At 61.9% G+C, this 14,864-nt stretch carries 13 protein-coding genes and 1 tRNA gene; 8 read left to right on the top strand and 6 right to left on the bottom strand.

The annotated features are described in order from the left end of the window. Positions 1 to 7: 7 nt before the first annotated feature. Complete coding sequence (locus CGZ66_RS17515) at positions 8 to 1,693, bottom strand: tetratricopeptide repeat protein (RefSeq protein ID WP_095085819.1); 1,686 nt, start codon at positions 1,691 to 1,693, stop codon at positions 8 to 10. Positions 1,694 to 1,768: 75 nt separating this feature from the next. Next, positions 1,769 to 2,239: a nucleoside deaminase gene (locus CGZ66_RS17510; protein WP_095085817.1), complete on the bottom strand. Its 471-nt coding sequence runs from the start codon at positions 2,237 to 2,239 to the stop codon at positions 1,769 to 1,771. A gap of 498 nt (positions 2,240 to 2,737) precedes the next feature. Here CGZ66_RS17510 and CGZ66_RS17505 point away from each other — a divergent pair, with 498 nt between their 5' ends. The 3 genes from CGZ66_RS17505 to CGZ66_RS17490 all read left to right on the top strand — a co-directional run bounded on the left by CGZ66_RS17505 (position 2,738) and on the right by CGZ66_RS17490 (position 5,215). Beyond that, the gene (locus CGZ66_RS17505) at positions 2,738 to 4,519 is read left to right on the top strand and encodes a B12-binding domain-containing radical SAM protein (protein WP_245331134.1); all 1,782 of its coding nucleotides are present in this window, start codon (positions 2,738 to 2,740) and stop codon (positions 4,517 to 4,519) included. 173 nt (positions 4,520 to 4,692) lie between these two features. Beyond that, the gene (locus CGZ66_RS17495) at positions 4,693 to 4,968 is read left to right on the top strand and encodes a hypothetical protein (RefSeq protein WP_095085812.1); all 276 of its coding nucleotides are present in this window, start codon (positions 4,693 to 4,695) and stop codon (positions 4,966 to 4,968) included. Positions 4,969 to 5,002: 34 nt separating this feature from the next. After that, complete coding sequence (locus tag CGZ66_RS17490; RefSeq protein ID WP_143748782.1) at positions 5,003 to 5,215, top strand: hypothetical protein; 213 nt, start codon at positions 5,003 to 5,005, stop codon at positions 5,213 to 5,215. 307 nt (positions 5,216 to 5,522) lie between these two features. Here the strand turns inward: CGZ66_RS17490 and CGZ66_RS39185 are convergent, their stop codons facing one another. The 3 genes from CGZ66_RS39185 to CGZ66_RS17475 all read right to left on the bottom strand — a co-directional run bounded on the left by CGZ66_RS39185 (position 5,523) and on the right by CGZ66_RS17475 (position 7,922). Next, the gene (locus tag CGZ66_RS39185; RefSeq protein WP_143748781.1) at positions 5,523 to 6,053 is read right to left on the bottom strand and encodes a BA14K family protein; all 531 of its coding nucleotides are present in this window, start codon (positions 6,051 to 6,053) and stop codon (positions 5,523 to 5,525) included. A 683-nt stretch (positions 6,054 to 6,736) separates the two neighbouring features. Further along, a tRNA-Gln gene (locus tag CGZ66_RS17480) sits at positions 6,737 to 6,810 on the bottom strand. 179 nt (positions 6,811 to 6,989) lie between these two features. Next, complete coding sequence (locus CGZ66_RS17475) at positions 6,990 to 7,922, bottom strand: lysylphosphatidylglycerol synthase domain-containing protein (RefSeq protein ID WP_095086663.1); 933 nt, start codon at positions 7,920 to 7,922, stop codon at positions 6,990 to 6,992. A 378-nt stretch (positions 7,923 to 8,300) separates the two neighbouring features. On the opposite strand from CGZ66_RS17475, the gene CGZ66_RS17470 reads away from it, so the two are divergent. Beyond that, the gene (locus CGZ66_RS17470; protein ID WP_095085804.1) at positions 8,301 to 9,650 is read left to right on the top strand and encodes a Ppx/GppA phosphatase family protein; all 1,350 of its coding nucleotides are present in this window, start codon (positions 8,301 to 8,303) and stop codon (positions 9,648 to 9,650) included. Positions 9,651 to 9,790: 140 nt separating this feature from the next. After that, positions 9,791 to 10,543 carry an RlmE family RNA methyltransferase gene (locus tag CGZ66_RS17465; RefSeq protein ID WP_095085802.1) on the top strand — a complete coding sequence of 251 codons (753 nt, stop codon included), beginning with the start codon at positions 9,791 to 9,793 and terminating at the stop codon, positions 10,541 to 10,543. Between the two features lie 21 nt (positions 10,544 to 10,564). Here CGZ66_RS17465 and CGZ66_RS17460 read toward each other — a convergent pair whose 3' ends face one another. Next, positions 10,565 to 11,986, bottom strand: a complete 1,422-nt coding sequence (locus tag CGZ66_RS17460) for a DHA2 family efflux MFS transporter permease subunit (RefSeq protein WP_095085799.1) — start codon at positions 11,984 to 11,986, stop codon at positions 10,565 to 10,567. A 300-nt stretch (positions 11,987 to 12,286) separates the two neighbouring features. Here CGZ66_RS17460 and guaB point away from each other — a divergent pair, with 300 nt between their 5' ends. From guaB to CGZ66_RS17445, 3 genes are read left to right on the top strand one after another with little or no spacing between them, the layout of a single operon-like run. Next, complete coding sequence (gene guaB, locus CGZ66_RS17455; protein ID WP_095086660.1) at positions 12,287 to 13,789, top strand: IMP dehydrogenase; 1,503 nt, start codon at positions 12,287 to 12,289, stop codon at positions 13,787 to 13,789. After that, positions 13,740 to 14,363 carry a hypothetical protein gene (locus tag CGZ66_RS17450; RefSeq protein ID WP_095085797.1) on the top strand — a complete coding sequence of 208 codons (624 nt, stop codon included), beginning with the start codon at positions 13,740 to 13,742 and terminating at the stop codon, positions 14,361 to 14,363. The genes guaB and CGZ66_RS17450 overlap by 50 nt, the downstream gene beginning before the upstream one ends. Before the next feature lie 24 nt (positions 14,364 to 14,387). Further along, positions 14,388 to 14,807, top strand: coding sequence for an MAPEG family protein (locus tag CGZ66_RS17445; protein WP_095085794.1), 420 nt, complete (start codon positions 14,388 to 14,390; stop codon positions 14,805 to 14,807). The last annotated feature ends 57 nt before the right edge of the window (positions 14,808 to 14,864 follow it).

The following is a 14,864-nucleotide window of genomic DNA, read 5'->3' as shown; positions in this document are numbered from 1 at the left end:
TCGGGGCTCAGTGACAGCAGCTGGGCGCTGACCGTACGCTCGTCCTGCAGAGGCAGGACGAGGTGATCGGCACGTCTGCCTTGGCCAGCGCCGTGGCAAGGCTTGCCTGCAGCGCCGGCAGTTCTTCGGTCTCGTCGTGCCGCTTCAGGCATTCCACCAGCCCGTGCAGTGCCCAGACATTGTTCGGGTGCTGGGCGCAGCGCTGCACCTTGCTGCTCAGACCCAGATCGTCGCGATAGACCTGTTCGGCTTCCTCGGCGTGGCCCTGGTCGAGAAGCAGCGCCGCCAGCGCATGGCGCGGCGGGTGCATCCACGCCCACGGCTCGGTGTAGGACAGATTGTCGTCAAGCTCGACCGCTTGCCGCAGATGGCCGTATGCATCGTCATGCCGGCCCTGGTGATAGGCAAGCTCGCCATCGAGGAGAGCCGCGCCGACAGCCAGCGAGGCGCGGGTCGGGTTGCTGAGGAAGCGCCGTTCGGCGGGAATGCCTTCCAGATGCCGGTGGAATTTTTCGCGCTCGCATTCCGCCTCGTCAAAGCTCCTCAGCGTCGCGTGCGCCACACCCTTGGCGTAGTGCTGCATGGCCGCCGTCAGCACATAGAGGCCGGGCTCCCGGGTCACCGGTTCGTCGATGATCTCCCGCCAGCGGCCGAAGCGCGCCTCAACATGCGATTTCATGGCGTGGTAGCCTTCCACCGTCTGCGTGAGTTTTGGCCGGTCGGGAAGGCTGACCACGTCGCGCGTCACCAGGCTGCGCACTCTGTCGGCGGCCCACAGGGCCGGTCTGGACTGGCCGAGCAACATGCAGGTGAACATCATCAGATGCAGGTCGTGGCAGCAGCCGAGCAGGTAGTAGGTCGGCTCGTCCGCATAGGCGAGATAGAGGTCGTTGGCGCGAACGGCCTTCTCGCTGGCGAGCTTGGCCTTCTCGTACGCGCCGCACAGCACATAGATGTGACCCGGCATGTGGTTCATGTGCCCGGCATCGGGGCACATTTCGCCGAGCAGGTCCGCCGATCGCATGCCGCGTTCCGGCATGGTCGACATTTCCAGGAGATGGATGTGCAGATGGACGATCGCCGGATGCTGTGAAATGCCGGCCTCGTCGGCAAGCCGGATCGACCGCTCGCAAACCGCGAGCGCCTCGATCACGTCGGAGTTCGGCGCCGGCGCACCGGTCTTGAGGTTCCACAACCGCCGCACCGTACGCATCATCAGCGCCTCGACCAGCAGCGCCATCACGTCATGGTCGTCAGGAAAGCTTTGATACACCAGCCGCATCGCGGCGGCGTAGGCGTCATCCCACTGCTCGAATTCCGGCGGCGTCACCCGATGCGGTTTTTGGAAGCGGCAGGCCAGCGCCTCGATCAATCGCCTTTCGACCTCGCTGGCGGAAGCCGCATTGGCGTGTGCGAGTTGAACATGCTCGAAGCAGCGCTTCGTCGCGCTGTCGGCCTCGGCCTCGCCATGCTCCCTCCAGGTCAGATTGTAGAAAGGCCCGGCGGCATAGGCGATGCCCCAATGCACCATCGGGCAATCAGGGTCCGTTGCGAGTGCCTTCTCAAAACACTTGATGCCTTCCTCATGGTTGAAGCCGTAGCACCAGTTCAGGCCGATATCGAACCAGCGCTGGGTTTCCGCCGAGTGGGTGGAGATGGGGCGGCGGTAGCTGCCGAGGTTAAAGCGATCCATTAAGCCCCCGAGTTCTCCGAGCGCTTTGGTCAGAGCGCGCTTACAGAGCGCCCCGGCGGAGGGCTGGACACCGCGTCAGCGCTTCCAGAAATCGCGGTGTGGTGCGATCAGCTCGTCCGCGATCTCGGGGAAGGGGCCAAAGACCTCGATCTTTTTCTGGCCGGAGTCGAGTACGGTGCGCGATGAGAGGCTCATAGTCGGGTTGTCCGCATGATTCCCGGTGAGCGCCAGAAGCTTACTCTCCTCGAAGCCGTAGACCAGCCGGCCGATATTTGCCCAGTAGAGCGTTCCGGTGCACATCGCGCAAGGCTCACCGGTCGAGACCAGCGTGCATTGCCACAGGAACTCCGGCTCGTAGGTCGCCGCGGCGCGCCGGGCGAGCTCGGTCTCGGCATGGCGCACCGTGTCGAGATTGCCCTGCCGCATCAGCACGTGATCGTCCGGCCCGACCAGCACGCAACCGAACGGATGATGCCCATGCACCGCCGCCTCGCGCGCGACCGCGTCTGCGGATCGGAGGTGGGCGAGCATCTGATCTCGGGTCATGGCAAAATCCCCATCACGCCGACATCCGATGAGCGGCTCTTCGAGCCGAGATTGCGGCCAAAGCGACGCGATTGGCAAGAGCTAACCCCGCTTGAGCGTCCACCTACCCCAAGGCCGGTGACCGAGGAGGCGAGCGCCGATCGCCTCGGGCCTGGGTAACGAGCCAATTTAACTTGGCAAATTGTTTGGCTGTGTTGGCAGTCTCAAGCGAACCCGTCTCTGGTCTCGGTTCCCTGAAGTACAGGAAAAAAAACAGGGATTTTGGTGAAGGCATAGGCTTCCTTGGTGGTCAAGAGCGCCTCGCAGGCGATCGGATAACGGCTGGCGAAGTCGGTAATCGTCAGCGGATTATGAAAGTAACGACCGACCTTCGAGCCATTGAGGAAGGGCCTACCGGCCCTTCCTCAACCTTCGCCCGTCACTTTAATTATGACCCCGCAGGGCGACAGGCGTAGTCCTGCGTGCTATCTTTGGCTTTTGATACGAGGGGTGCGTGTTTTGTCCGCTTCTCCAAAAGCTGGGGGCCGACGCTTCCAGCTCATCCTGATAAAGCCATCGCACTACGACGACGACGGATACGTTATTCGCTGGTGGCGAGCGATGATCCCGTCGAATTCGCTCGCCGCTGTCTATGGCATCGCTACCGATTGTGCGGATCGCGAAATCCTCGGTTCAGACGTAGCCATCGACATCATGGCGATCGACGAGACCAACACGCGGGTCGATATTCCAGCGCTGTTGGCGAAGCTCCGGCAGCACGACAATTTCGGAATGATCGCTCTGATTGGCGTCCAGTCCAATCAGTATCCCCGCGCGCTCGATATTGCTCGACCCTTCCGCGACGCGAAAATGGCCGTCGCGATGGGTGGCTTCCATGTCTCTGGATGCCTGGCCATGCTGGACGGGAGCGCGGTCGAACTCGACGCTTGTCGAGAAATGGGCATTTCCATGTTTGCAGGCGAGGCCGAAGGCAGATTCGAAGCGGTACTGCGCGACGCTGCATCAGGCCAGCTCGCGCCGCTATACGATTTCCTGAAGGACATGCCCGGCATTGAGGGCTCGCCGGTACCGTTCCTTCCTAAACAGTACGTCGAACACACTATGGGCCTCAGCACGAGTTTCGATGCGGGTCGCGGCTGCCCCTATCAATGCTCGTTCTGCACCATCATCAATGTGCAAGGTCGAAAATCACGCTTCCGATCCGCAGATGACGTGGAGAAGCTGGTGCGGATGAACTGGACGCACGGGGTCCACAAGTTCTTCATCACTGACGACAATTTCGCGCGCAACAGGGAATGGGAAGCGATTTTCGACCGCCTTATCTCGTTGCGTGAGAAGGACGGCATCCCTCTCGGCCTCATGATCCAGGTGGACACGCTGTGCCACAAGATCGAGAACTTCGTGGAGAAGGCGAAACGAGCTGGTGTTACGCGCGTCTTCATTGGCTTGGAGAACGTCAATCCGGACAATCTCGCTGCGGCCAAAAAGCGGCAGAACAAGATTACCGAATACCGTAAGATGCTACTCGCCTGGAAGGCACAGGGCATCATGACTTTGGCGGGCTATATTCTCGGCTTTCCGTCGGACACGCCCGAGACGATCAGACGCGATATCGCGATCATACAGGAAGAGCTCCCTCTCGACATAATAGAGTTTTTTAACCTGACGCCGCTGCCGGGGTCGGAGGACCACCAGGGCCTTTGGAGGAAGCGGGTCGAGATGGACTCCGATCTCAACGTCTACGACCTTGAGCATGTCTGCACAGCACATCCGAGAATGACCAGCCAGGAATGGGAGAGCATCTACCAGGAAGCATGGTCGCTCTACTACACGCCCAAGCATATGCGTACGCTGTTGCGCCGTGCGGTCGCGACTGGCGTTCCACTCGGCAGTCTGGTCAAGCTCCTCGTGACGTTCTCAACCGTAGTGCCTCTTGAGAAGGTGCATCCGTTGCAGACTGGTCTTCTGCGCCTCAAGCGGCCGTCGGAGCGGCGCCCCGGCATGCCCCGCGAAAACCCTTGGTACTTCTGGCCTCGATTCGTATGGGAAACTCTTCGGAAACACGCCGTCCTCGCCAACACAATTGTGCGTCTTATGGTAGCGGCACGTGCGATCTCGCGAAATTCTGCATCAAAGGATTACATGGATCAGGCGCTCATGCCGGTCGGTGATGACGGCGACGAGACACTCGATCTTTTCACAAAGACCGCTGGCGGCGACGCGGCGGTAACGCACATCAAGAAGGTCGCGGGATTGACGAGGGGCATTAAAGCCGCCTGACAGCGAGGCTTGGAGAAGCCCGCTTTGCCGAAGCCGCGGGCATCGCGATCGTCGGCGAGTTCGCCGAGATCGAGACCGGCAAGGGCGCGGATGCGCTCGATCGGAGGCCACAGCTCGCCGCAGCGCGCCAACAGTCTGTCCAGAAGCGTCTCAATGACCACCTGGACCGCGCAATGTCGCTGATCACCGCGCTGGATCTCATGGAGTCCCATTGCGATCTGGAGGAAACGGCAGACGACGAGCCGTCGCTCGGCTGCCTCGATCATCTGGACCAGGACAACAGCGACCATGAGCCGGACAGCGAGGGAGCCCATGCTTGGGGCAGCAGAACGTCACCCATCGTCGCGGGAAAGCCCATGAGGACGATCGGGAGAACTCACGGTCCAGCGCTACGGAAACAACTCCCAAGCGCACCGGGCAGGCGATCGGGCGACATCCCCAGGCCGTGACGATTGCGAAGTCGAAAATGAGCATGGCGGCGACGTGCTCGACGAGCCCCATGACGGCCGAGAGGATGACGAGTATGAATTGGGCTGGCCTGAACATGTCGACCAGCGTCTCGCCGGCGAGGTCGAGACGAACACATGGAACCACCCCGAAGGCGAGCCCGATCCAGGCTGGACAGGCCATGGGCGAGGGTGCGGCCCGAACGAGCCCGTGGATGATCGTGAAGAGGCGGTAGGCTTTGTTGAGTGAAGATAGTGAGAAGTCTAGCCCGCACCGCCACCGTGATTGCATCGATAGCTGCCGCTATCGTGCTGACATTCATGGCAGCTAAAAGATTTGAGCTATCGACGCCAAATCCGATCGAGGCTCATATCGAGAGGAACATCTGAGGCGCTACGCTAGGGGCACTGATTTCCTCAGCATCAGCCTGCCAGGGCGCGCTCGACTGAGAACATCGTGCCAAGCGGAGCGTAAGAACTCCGGTATCTCAACAGGCGAACCGAAAAGCCCGCCCCCCCCGTGAGGCAGGGGGCTAGATGCGGGCAGCGTGCGCCATTCAGTAGCGGTAGTAGTGCCTACGATGGTAATACCTGTGGTGGTAGTAGTGCCTATAGTTATAGTAGTACCGGGGATGATAGTACCTGTGATGATAGTACCTGTAGTGATAGTACCTGTGGTGGTAATAATTCCTATGGTAGTAGTGCCTGTGATAATACACCGGGCGGTAATAGCCGCCGCCGTAATACGGGTCGGGATGATACCCGCCATCGTAGTAGCCGCCACCGTAGTAGCCGTTGTTGAACATGCTTCCGATCAGGGCTCCTGCGACAAGTCCTCCCGGGAAGAAGTCATTGTAGCCGTCGTATCCATGCCGATAGTAGCGGTGGCCATAGTAGCCACCTCTGTATCGCCCATAATTGCCGCCTCCCCAATGATTGTTGCGCCATCTGGCGCCCCGAACTTGGATGACGTGGGGCTGCGCGCTTTGCGCCTGAGGAACGAAAATTGGTGCGGCATCAACTGGAACAGCGCTCGTTAGCGCTAACGCTGATATCAAGGCGGCGGCCATGCCGGTCAGGAACTTCATGATCAAGTCCTCGCTGATTGGGCACTATTTCTGGCTATTCACCAAACGTCGTCGTTGCGAAATAGTTCCAGACTGATGAGCCGCGCCAGGCTGCTCGTCACAAGCTGCTGACAAGCCTAAACCTCGGACGGATTTCAGCAGGACGTCACGTCAGCCCGCCAGCGCCAGCCCGACGGGACACCAAGGCCGAACACGATGCCCGCGGCGAACCTGCCGCCAAGGCTGATGGTGAGAGCCAGGGCGTTGCTGCCAATTTGGACCGAGGTCGCAAAACTGCTACCGACAGAAGGCCCGCTTCGGCGGGCTTTTTGTTGTGGTGGTCGCAGACGAAAAACCCGCTGCCGAAGGGGGAATGGCAGCGGGTTTATTTGAGCTAACCTCGGGGGAGGAGTTAGCTGGGTACCGGCATCGCATCTTGGGAGGAGTAGATGGCCGATAGCTAGTAAAGTACCGGCTACAGTACGTCGCCGCAATTGTGCGAAGGTCTTGCTGCCTAAACGAAGGTTTAGGTTTAGCCCCCACTTCGATGGGGTTTCATGCCGCCATGTTGCTATCCATGTTGCTATCGCGATTCCCGCAACCATTACCAATCGTTACAAATCAATGGCTTAGGTTGCTAGCGCTACACGGGCCTAGCAACATGATTTTTTGGGGCGTTTGGCAGCTAAGTGTTTGAAATCAATTGGCTGGGGAACCTGGATTCGAACCAGGACTAACGGAGTCAGAGTCCGTGGGTCTACCGTTAACCTATTCCCCAGCAAGCGCGGTCATGAACCGAGCGGGCCGAGCGGCCAAGCCGCTTGAGCGCTGCCTTGTAGCCGCCAGCGGAAAATAGTCAAGCCTGCTCGGCAGTTCAATCGCAACGTTTTGTCGGTCCGTTTTGTAAGTTGGTTCCACGCATTGCGTGGCCCGGGCGACGCCAAGTCCACCCGCGCCTCAGCTCTCGCTTCGGCTGAACTGCGACCGTTCGAAGAACAGCACGATACCAAGGCCCAGAATCAGCGGGATGACCAGGTAGAACAGCCGGAACACCAGCAGTGCCGCCAGCACGCCGACCGGATCCATGTCGGACAGCCCCGCCAGGAACACCACTTCGAACACGCCGAGCCCACCCGGCGCATGCGAGATCTGCGCGATCGAGAACGAGACCAGGAAAACCCCGAGGACGACAAAATAGCCGGGATTGTGGGTCGCCGGCAGGGCAAAGAAGATGATCGCAGCCGCCGCCAGCAACTCGACCGGGCCGATCAGCAGTTGCCGCGCGACGATCGGCAACGCCGGATAGTGCAACTGGAGGCTGGCGATCTTCAGTGGGCGCAGATGCAGCCAGCTACCGAATATGTAGGCAGCGACGAGCAGCAGCATCACGATCCCCGCCGCTTCCGACAGGCCGTGATTGGCGATGCCTGAAAACCGGTCGAGAATCTCAGGCTCGAAGACCAATACGAGGCCAGAGGCTAGGATCGTCGACAGCACGAAGGTGATCCAGCAGATCGCCACCAGCACGCCGACATCCTGGCCGGTGAGGCCCTTGGTGCCATAGGCGCGGTAGCGGATGACGGCGCCGGAGAACACCGAGCCGCCGATGTTGTGCGACAGCGCATAGGTGGTGAAGGAGCAGAGCGTGACGAACAGCCACGACACTTTCTTGCCGATATGCAAGAGCGCGATGTGGTCGTAGCCGGCGAGCGAGGCATAGGCGATGACCGAACACAGCGCTGCGAGAATCCAGCGGCGAGCCGGAATCGCCGATATGCCGCCCCAGACATCGTCGAGCGAGATGCCGCGCAGTTCGTGCCAGAGCAGGAGCAGCGAGAAAATCACCGCCGCAATGCCGACGACCGGCCAGAAATAGCGTCTCCAGTTCATTGCCTGATTGCCATGCGTTGCGGGTCCGCTTCCTTTGCTGTCGAGAGGCCGGTTGCGCCGGATTCCTACGCTCATTTCAGAAATGCCTCATTGAAGCCGGCTATTCAACCGCGAACGCTTTGCGTTGCGGCAGCCGGCAGGAATTGTCTGCGTCGAGGGCGGCCCAACGGGACGCCAGCCGGCATTGCGCCTACCAATCGAAGCTTACGGTACATTGCGTGGCACGGCCTCAATGGCGGTTCACGCGCCGAGCCGGCAGAATTGAGCGCGCGGCTCTTGGTGATCGGGCGCGGCACTGTTAGTCTGGCGGCAACTTAAAACACGTCAAAGCGCCTGCTGCGTCCGTCATCGGTTCGCGCGGCGCCGGAAGGAACGACAGTGGAAGACCGCGACACCGGCGCCGGCGCGCCGGAGGTGGGTGCGTCCAGCGCTTCCCCAGGGCCAGTAGGCTCATGGCGGCAAAGCCGCCCGACGGAGTCCCGCTCCGCCGACGGGCAGGCGGGTAACGCAACCCATAACCAGAAGGGCAAGCCCAAGAAGCGGCGCAAGCGAAGGCGCGGGCGCAAGGTTTTTGCGCGCGACGAGGCGCATCCCATAGGGAATCGATCGCCTGTACCCGGCAACGCCAGTTCGACGGCGGAAGCGGCCAAACTGCCCAATTCGGTGGTCTTGCCCGCCGTTGCGCCAGCACGGCACGAACCGGGCGCCCACCGGTCGCCGCTGCAGGAGCTTCCGGTGTTTGCGGCTCTCGACCTCGGCACCAACAATTGCCGGTTGCTGGTTGCCGTGCCGACGCGGCATGGCCAGTTCCGGGTCATCGATGCCTTTTCGCGCATCGTCAGGCTGGGCGAGGGGCTCACAGCCAACGGCCGGCTCGGCCAGCCGGCGATGGACCGCGCGGTCGAGGCGCTGAAGATCTGCGGCGACAAATTGCGCAACCGCAAGATCAGAAAAGCCCGGCTGATCGCCACCGAAGCCTGCCGCTCGGCTGAAAACGGCGTCGAATTCCTCGACCGCGTCGAGCGCGAGGCCGGCCTGAAGCTCGAGATCATCGATCGCCAGACCGAAGCGCGGCTCGCGGTTTCCGGCTGCGGTTCGCTGGTCGAGCGCGACACGCAAGGCGTCGTCCTGTTCGACATTGGCGGTGGTTCGTCCGAAATCGCGCTGATCGACCTCAGCGGCCGCCGTTCGCCGCGGCTCGCTCACCATATCGTGTCGTGGACGTCGCTGCCGGTCGGCGTCGTGTCGCTGGCCGAGCGTTTCGGCGGCCGCACAGTGACACGCGAGATCTTTGCCGCCATGGTCGACGACGTCGCCAACCGGTTGGCCAGCTTCGACGGCCGCGACCGCTTAAGCCATCTCAAGGCCAGCCCGAATTTCCACCTGCTCGGCACGTCGGGCACTGTGACGACTCTGGCCGGCGTCCACCTTGACCTCGAACGCTACGACCGCCGACGGGTCGACGGGCTGTGGATGGACCGCGACAGCGTCGACCGCATGGTCGAAAAGCTGGTCGGCTGGGATTTCCAGCAGCGCTGCGCCAACCCTTGCATCGGGGCTGATCGCGCCGATTTGGTGCTGGCCGGCTGTGCTATCCTCGAAGCGATCCGCGCGGTATGGCCGTCGGATCGGCTGCGCGTCGCCGACCGTGGCCTGCGCGAGGGCATATTGAGCGAGTTGATGGCCGATGACGGCGTCTGGCGCAACGATGGACGTGGCACAGCATGATCCCGAAAAGTGGCGACCGGTTTTCGGAACAGATCATGCTCAGGCAAGAAGGCGAGCATGATCCCGAACCGAAGGACCGCGTCAGCGAAAAGTGGCGCCCGGTTTTCGGAAAAGGCCATGCTCAGGCAAGAAATTAGGCAATGACCAAGAAACCGGAAAAACCAGGGTCTGCGAGCATTCGCGTGCTGAAGACGCGGATCAAGAAGAAGAGCGGCCTGAAGGAATCGTCGCGTCGCTGGCTGCAGCGCCACATCAACGATCCCTATGTCCAGCGCTCCAAGGCGGATGGCTACCGCTCGCGCGCGGCCTACAAGCTGATCGAGATCGACGACAAGCATCATCTGCTGAAACCCGGTATGAAGGTGATCGATCTGGGTGCTGCCCCCGGCGGCTGGTGCCAGGTTGCCGCGGCGCGCACGAAATCGACGGCCGACAAGCCGCATGTCGTCGGCATCGACTATCTGGAAATGGATGCCGTGCCCGGTGCGCCGGTGCTGTTGATGGATTTCCTCGATCCGCTGGCACCGCAGAAGCTGGCCGAGGCGCTGGGCGGCGACCCGGATGTCGTGCTGTCCGACATGGCGGCACCCACCACCGGCCACAAGAGGACCGACCATATCCGCACCATGCATCTGTGCGAGGTGGCGGCCGATTTCGCGCTGTCGGTCCTGAAGCCGGGCGGGCATTTCCTCGCCAAGACCTTCCAGGGCGGCGCTGAAAACGAACTGCTCTCGATGCTCAAGCGCAATTTCCGCTCGGTCCATCACGTCAAGCCGCCGGCGTCGCGCGACGAATCGGTCGAGCTCTATCTGTTGGCCAAGGATTTCAAGGGACGCACGGCGCCGGATGGTGCCCAGGTCGAACGCGCTGAGCAGGAGCCGTCCGAAGGCTGACGGCTGCCTTCCGGGTCGGCATCAATTGCCAGGCGGGCTCACCGGTTCCAGCGTCTTGGGCGTGCTCAGCCGGCCATGGCCGGAGATGGCGTTGCCGGCATCGGGCGCCAGCCGCACGAACGACAGCGCCGCCGCCGCCGATACAGCCGCTACGATGAAGAAGGCAATGTGAAAGTCGTCCAGCGACAGCGGACCGCCATGGATTGACGTCGAAACTTCCAGGATGCCGCCGGCCAGCGCCACGCCGAGCGCGATCGAAAGCTGCTGGAAGACGGCGGTAATCGGCGTCGCCTTGCTGGTGTCTTCAGCCGAAACCTCGGCATAGGCAAGTGCATTGACGCCAGTAAAGAACATCGAGCGGATGAAGCCGCCGACCAAAAGCATGGCCAGCATCAACAGATAGGGTGTGTCGGGTGTGAACAGCCCGTTGATGGCAATCGACGCCGCGGCGACCAGCGAACCGACGACCAGCACGCGGCGGAAGCCGGCGACGCGGAAGATCAGCGCGGTGACGAGTTTCATGCCGATGGCCCCGATCGCCGAGACGAAGGTGATCATGCCCGACTGAAAGGGCGTCAGTCCGAAGCCGATCTGGAACATCAACGGCAGTAGGAACGGCACGGCGCCAATGCCGATGCGGAACAACGAGCCGCCGAGCACTGAAGAGCGGAACACCTGGTTGCGGAACAACTCGAGCGCCAGCAGCGGATTTTTGGCGCGGCGCGCATGCAGCAAATAGAGTGCTCCCGACGCCAGGCCGACTACCACTGTGATGACGCCGACGATCGGCGGCAGATATGGCAGGCTGACCACCGACAGGCCGAACACCACGCCCGATGCCGCCAGCCCGCTCAGCACGAAGCCGATGAAATCAAGTGGCGGGTTCTGCGTTGGTTCGGTCCGCGGCAGGAAGTGCGTCGCCAGCCAGATGCCGATCAGGCCTATCGGCACATTGATCAGGAAGATCCAGTGCCAGGTGAAATAGGTGGTGATGAAGCCGCCGATCGGCGGTCCGACCAGCGGCCCGACCAGCGCCGGAACGGTCAGCCAGGACATAGCCGCGACCAGTTCACTTTTCGGTGTCGCGCGCACCAGCACCAGTCGCCCGACCGGTGTCATCATGGCGCCGCCAATGCCTTGCAGGAAACGTGACACCACGAAAGCCGGTAGCGAACCGGAAAGGGCGCAGGCGATCGAGCCGACGATGAAGACCGCGATCGCGGCACGAAAGACATTCTTGGCGCCGAAGCGGTCGGCCATCCAGCCACTGATCGGAATGAAGATCGCCAGCGACACCAGATAGGCCGTCAGCGCCAGCTTCAGCGCGATCGGGCTGGTATGGATGTCGATGGCGATCGCCGGCAGCGATGTCGCGATGACGGTCGAATCCATGTTCTCCATGAAAAGAGCGACCGCCAGGATGAGCGGAATGGTGCGGTTCAAGGAACGCGTCCGGACTGAATGTTTCGTCGTCAATTGCTTGCCGACCTTGGGGCAAGCCGACACGCAGGGCGGTTATCACGGCTTGTGGCGGATGTCGCATTAATTTGCTGTCACTTTTGTGCGACCGCAACCGCAGATGACGTCCGTTCGGCGTCACGTCACCTTTACGGGAGCGTGAAATCATCGGCTTTTCATCGGCGGCGGGACGTGTTACGAGCCAGCGCCAATCCTGAAAGGGAAGAAGACGAGTCGGCGCTGTCCATCCTGGCCAAGCGCTTTTTTGTATTCCGAGGACTGGCCATGGCAAAAATCATCGAAACGTCCACCGGCGCCCTGGCGCTCACCTTTGACGACGTGCTTCTGCAGCCCGGTCATTCCGAGGTCATGCCCGGCGAGACCGATGTCCGCACGCGCATTGCCGGCGACATCGACCTCAATGTGCCGATCCTGTCGGCGGCGATGGACACCGTCACCGAAGCGCGGCTTGCCATCGCCATGGCCCAGGCCGGTGGCATTGGCGTCATCCACCGCAATTTCGCGCCGGCCGAGCAGGCCGAGCAGGTGCGGCAGGTCAAGAAGTTCGAATCCGGCATGGTGATCAATCCCGTCACCATCGGCCCCGACGCCACCCTTGCCGACGCGCTTTCGCTGATGCGGACCTATTCGATTTCGGGCATTCCGGTGGTCGAGAATGGCGGCACCGGCGGCCAGAAGATCGGTCGGCTGGTCGGCATCCTGACCAATCGCGACGTGCGCTTCGCGTCCGATCCGGCGCAGAAGGTCTACGAACTGATGACGCGTGAGAACCTGATCACGGTCAAGGAGAATGTCGACCAGGACGAGGCCAAGCGCCTCCTGCATCAGCACCGCATCGAAAAACTGGTCGTCGTCGACAGCCGAGGCAATTGCGTCGGGCTGATCACCGTCAAGGACATCGAGAAGTCGCAGCTCAATCCGCACGCCACCAAGGACGCGCAGGGCCGCTTGCGCGCCGCCGCCGCCACCAGCGTCGGCGATGACGGTTTCGAGCGCGCCGAACGTCTCATCGATGCCGGCGTCGATCTTCTGGTCATCGACACCGCGCACGGCCATTCACAGCGCGTGCTGGACGCGGTGGCGCGCGCCAAGAAGCTCTCCAACTCGGTTCGCATCCTGGCCGGCAACGTCGCCACCGCCGAAGGCACGCAGGCGCTGATCGACGCCGGCGCGGATGCCGTCAAGGTCGGCATCGGCCCGGGCTCGATCTGCACCACCCGCATCGTTGCCGGCGTCGGGGTGCCGCAGCTTTCGGCCATCATGTCGGCGGTCGAGACGGCGCACAAATCAGGCGTCTCGGTGATCGCCGACGGCGGCATCAAATATTCCGGCGATCTGGCCAAGGCGCTCGCCGCCGGCGCCAGCGCAGCCATGATCGGCTCGCTCCTGGCCGGCACCGATGAAAGCCCGGGCGAGGTCTATCTGCATCAGGGCCGCTCCTTCAAGGCCTATCGCGGCATGGGTTCGGTCGGCGCCATGGCGCGGGGCTCCGCCGATCGCTACTTCCAGGCCGAGGTGCGCGACACGCTGAAACTGGTCCCGGAAGGCATCGAGGGGCAAGTTCCCTACAAAGGACCTGTGTCTGGCGTGCTGCACCAGCTTGCAGGCGGGCTGAAAGCCGCTATGGGTTATGTCGGCGGTCGCGATCTTGCCGATTTCCGCGAACGCGCCACTTTTGTACGCATATCCAACGCCGGACTTCGTGAAAGCCACGCCCATGACGTCACGATTACCCGCGAAAGCCCGAATTATCCCGGCGGAGCCTGATCCGTACGGGCTCTGGCGCAACCTGGCCGCAACGATCCTGCGGCTGTCGCGCCACGCGGCCGCGCTCTGTTTCCTGTCGGCGGCGGTTTTCATCGCCATGACGGTGCTGGAATTCTTCTATTTCCGCCAGTTGAGCGGCGGCCTGGCGTCACTTGATATGCGCTTTCTCGGCTTCACGCCGGACGAAGGCATGGCCTGGCTGACGGCGCTCGGCCGGCGCGGCGGCGAGATCATTCTCGTCTGGCACTATCTGACCTTTGATTTGCTGTTCCCGGCGCTGTTGTCGGTTACACTGGTCAGCCTGATCCTGGCCACCGGCCGGCGATTGAAGAATTTCCGCGTGTTGCCGGGTCAGTTGCAGTCGATCTTCGCGCTGATTCTGGTACTGCCCTACACGCTGGCCGATTATGCCCAGAACATCGCGGTGGCGAGCCTGCTGTCCGATTTCCTGTCAGCCAATCCGGATTCGCTGTCTCTCGCGTCAGCGCTGATCGTCACCAAATTCGCGCTTCTCGCCGTCCCGCTGACCGTCATCGCCGCTTTCTGGCTGGCGGGCCAGAAACACCAGGCTTGACGCCAAAACGGGGCAGGGCAGTTCATGAACCAGACCACGATCTTCTGGCCGTTGCTGGCACAGGTGCTGCTGATCTACATCGTCTATATCGTCCTGGGTCACCGCAGATACGGGGCGGTCAGGTCAGGTGAAGCCAAGGCCGGTCAGTACAAGCTACGCTCGACCGAGCCGGCCTCCAGCATCACCGTTGCCAGCAATCTCATCAACCAGTTCGAATTGCCGGTGCTGTTCTACGTGCTGTGCCTGACGCTGCAAGTGACCAACGGCGTCAACTTCCTGACGCTGGCGCTGATGTGGATTTTTGTCGCGTCGCGCTATTTCCACGCCTGGGTCCACCTGACCAGCAACAATCTGCGGCTGCGCAGCCGCTCTTTCTTCCTCGGTGCTACCGTGCTGGCGCTCGCCTGGATCTGGTTTGCGCTGCATCTGCTCGGAGCCGTGTAAGCATCTGCTTACCCCTTATAGGGAGGGGCGCTCCGCGAAGCGGAGCGGGGGTAAAGC

The sequence above is a fragment of the Mesorhizobium sophorae genome (assembly GCF_002270415.1).
Taxonomy (GTDB): domain Bacteria; phylum Pseudomonadota; class Alphaproteobacteria; order Rhizobiales; family Rhizobiaceae; genus Mesorhizobium; species Mesorhizobium sophorae.
The sequence above is the reverse complement of the archived record's forward strand: the minus strand, read 5'-3'. Positions and strand labels throughout refer to the sequence as shown.

Excerpts from the sequence above, each read along its gene's own strand:
- CGZ66_RS17515 (WP_095085819.1), bottom strand. The coding sequence starts at position 1,693 with ATGGATCGCTTTAACCTCGGCAGCTACCGCCGCCCCATCTCCACCCAC.
- CGZ66_RS17510 (WP_095085817.1), bottom strand. The coding sequence starts at position 2,239 with ATGACCCGAGATCAGATGCTCGCCCACCTCCGATCCGCAGACGCGGTC.
- CGZ66_RS17495 (WP_095085812.1), top strand. The coding sequence starts at position 4,693 with ATGTCGCTGATCACCGCGCTGGATCTCATGGAGTCCCATTGCGATCTG.
- CGZ66_RS39185 (WP_143748781.1), bottom strand. The coding sequence starts at position 6,053 with ATGAAGTTCCTGACCGGCATGGCCGCCGCCTTGATATCAGCGTTAGCG.
- CGZ66_RS17475 (WP_095086663.1), bottom strand. The coding sequence starts at position 7,922 with ATGAACTGGAGACGCTATTTCTGGCCGGTCGTCGGCATTGCGGCGGTG.
- CGZ66_RS17465 (WP_095085802.1), top strand. The coding sequence starts at position 9,791 with ATGACCAAGAAACCGGAAAAACCAGGGTCTGCGAGCATTCGCGTGCTG.
- guaB (WP_095086660.1), top strand. The coding sequence starts at position 12,287 with ATGGCAAAAATCATCGAAACGTCCACCGGCGCCCTGGCGCTCACCTTT.
- CGZ66_RS17450 (WP_095085797.1), top strand. The coding sequence starts at position 13,740 with ATGACGTCACGATTACCCGCGAAAGCCCGAATTATCCCGGCGGAGCCT.
- CGZ66_RS17445 (WP_095085794.1), top strand. The coding sequence starts at position 14,388 with ATGAACCAGACCACGATCTTCTGGCCGTTGCTGGCACAGGTGCTGCTG.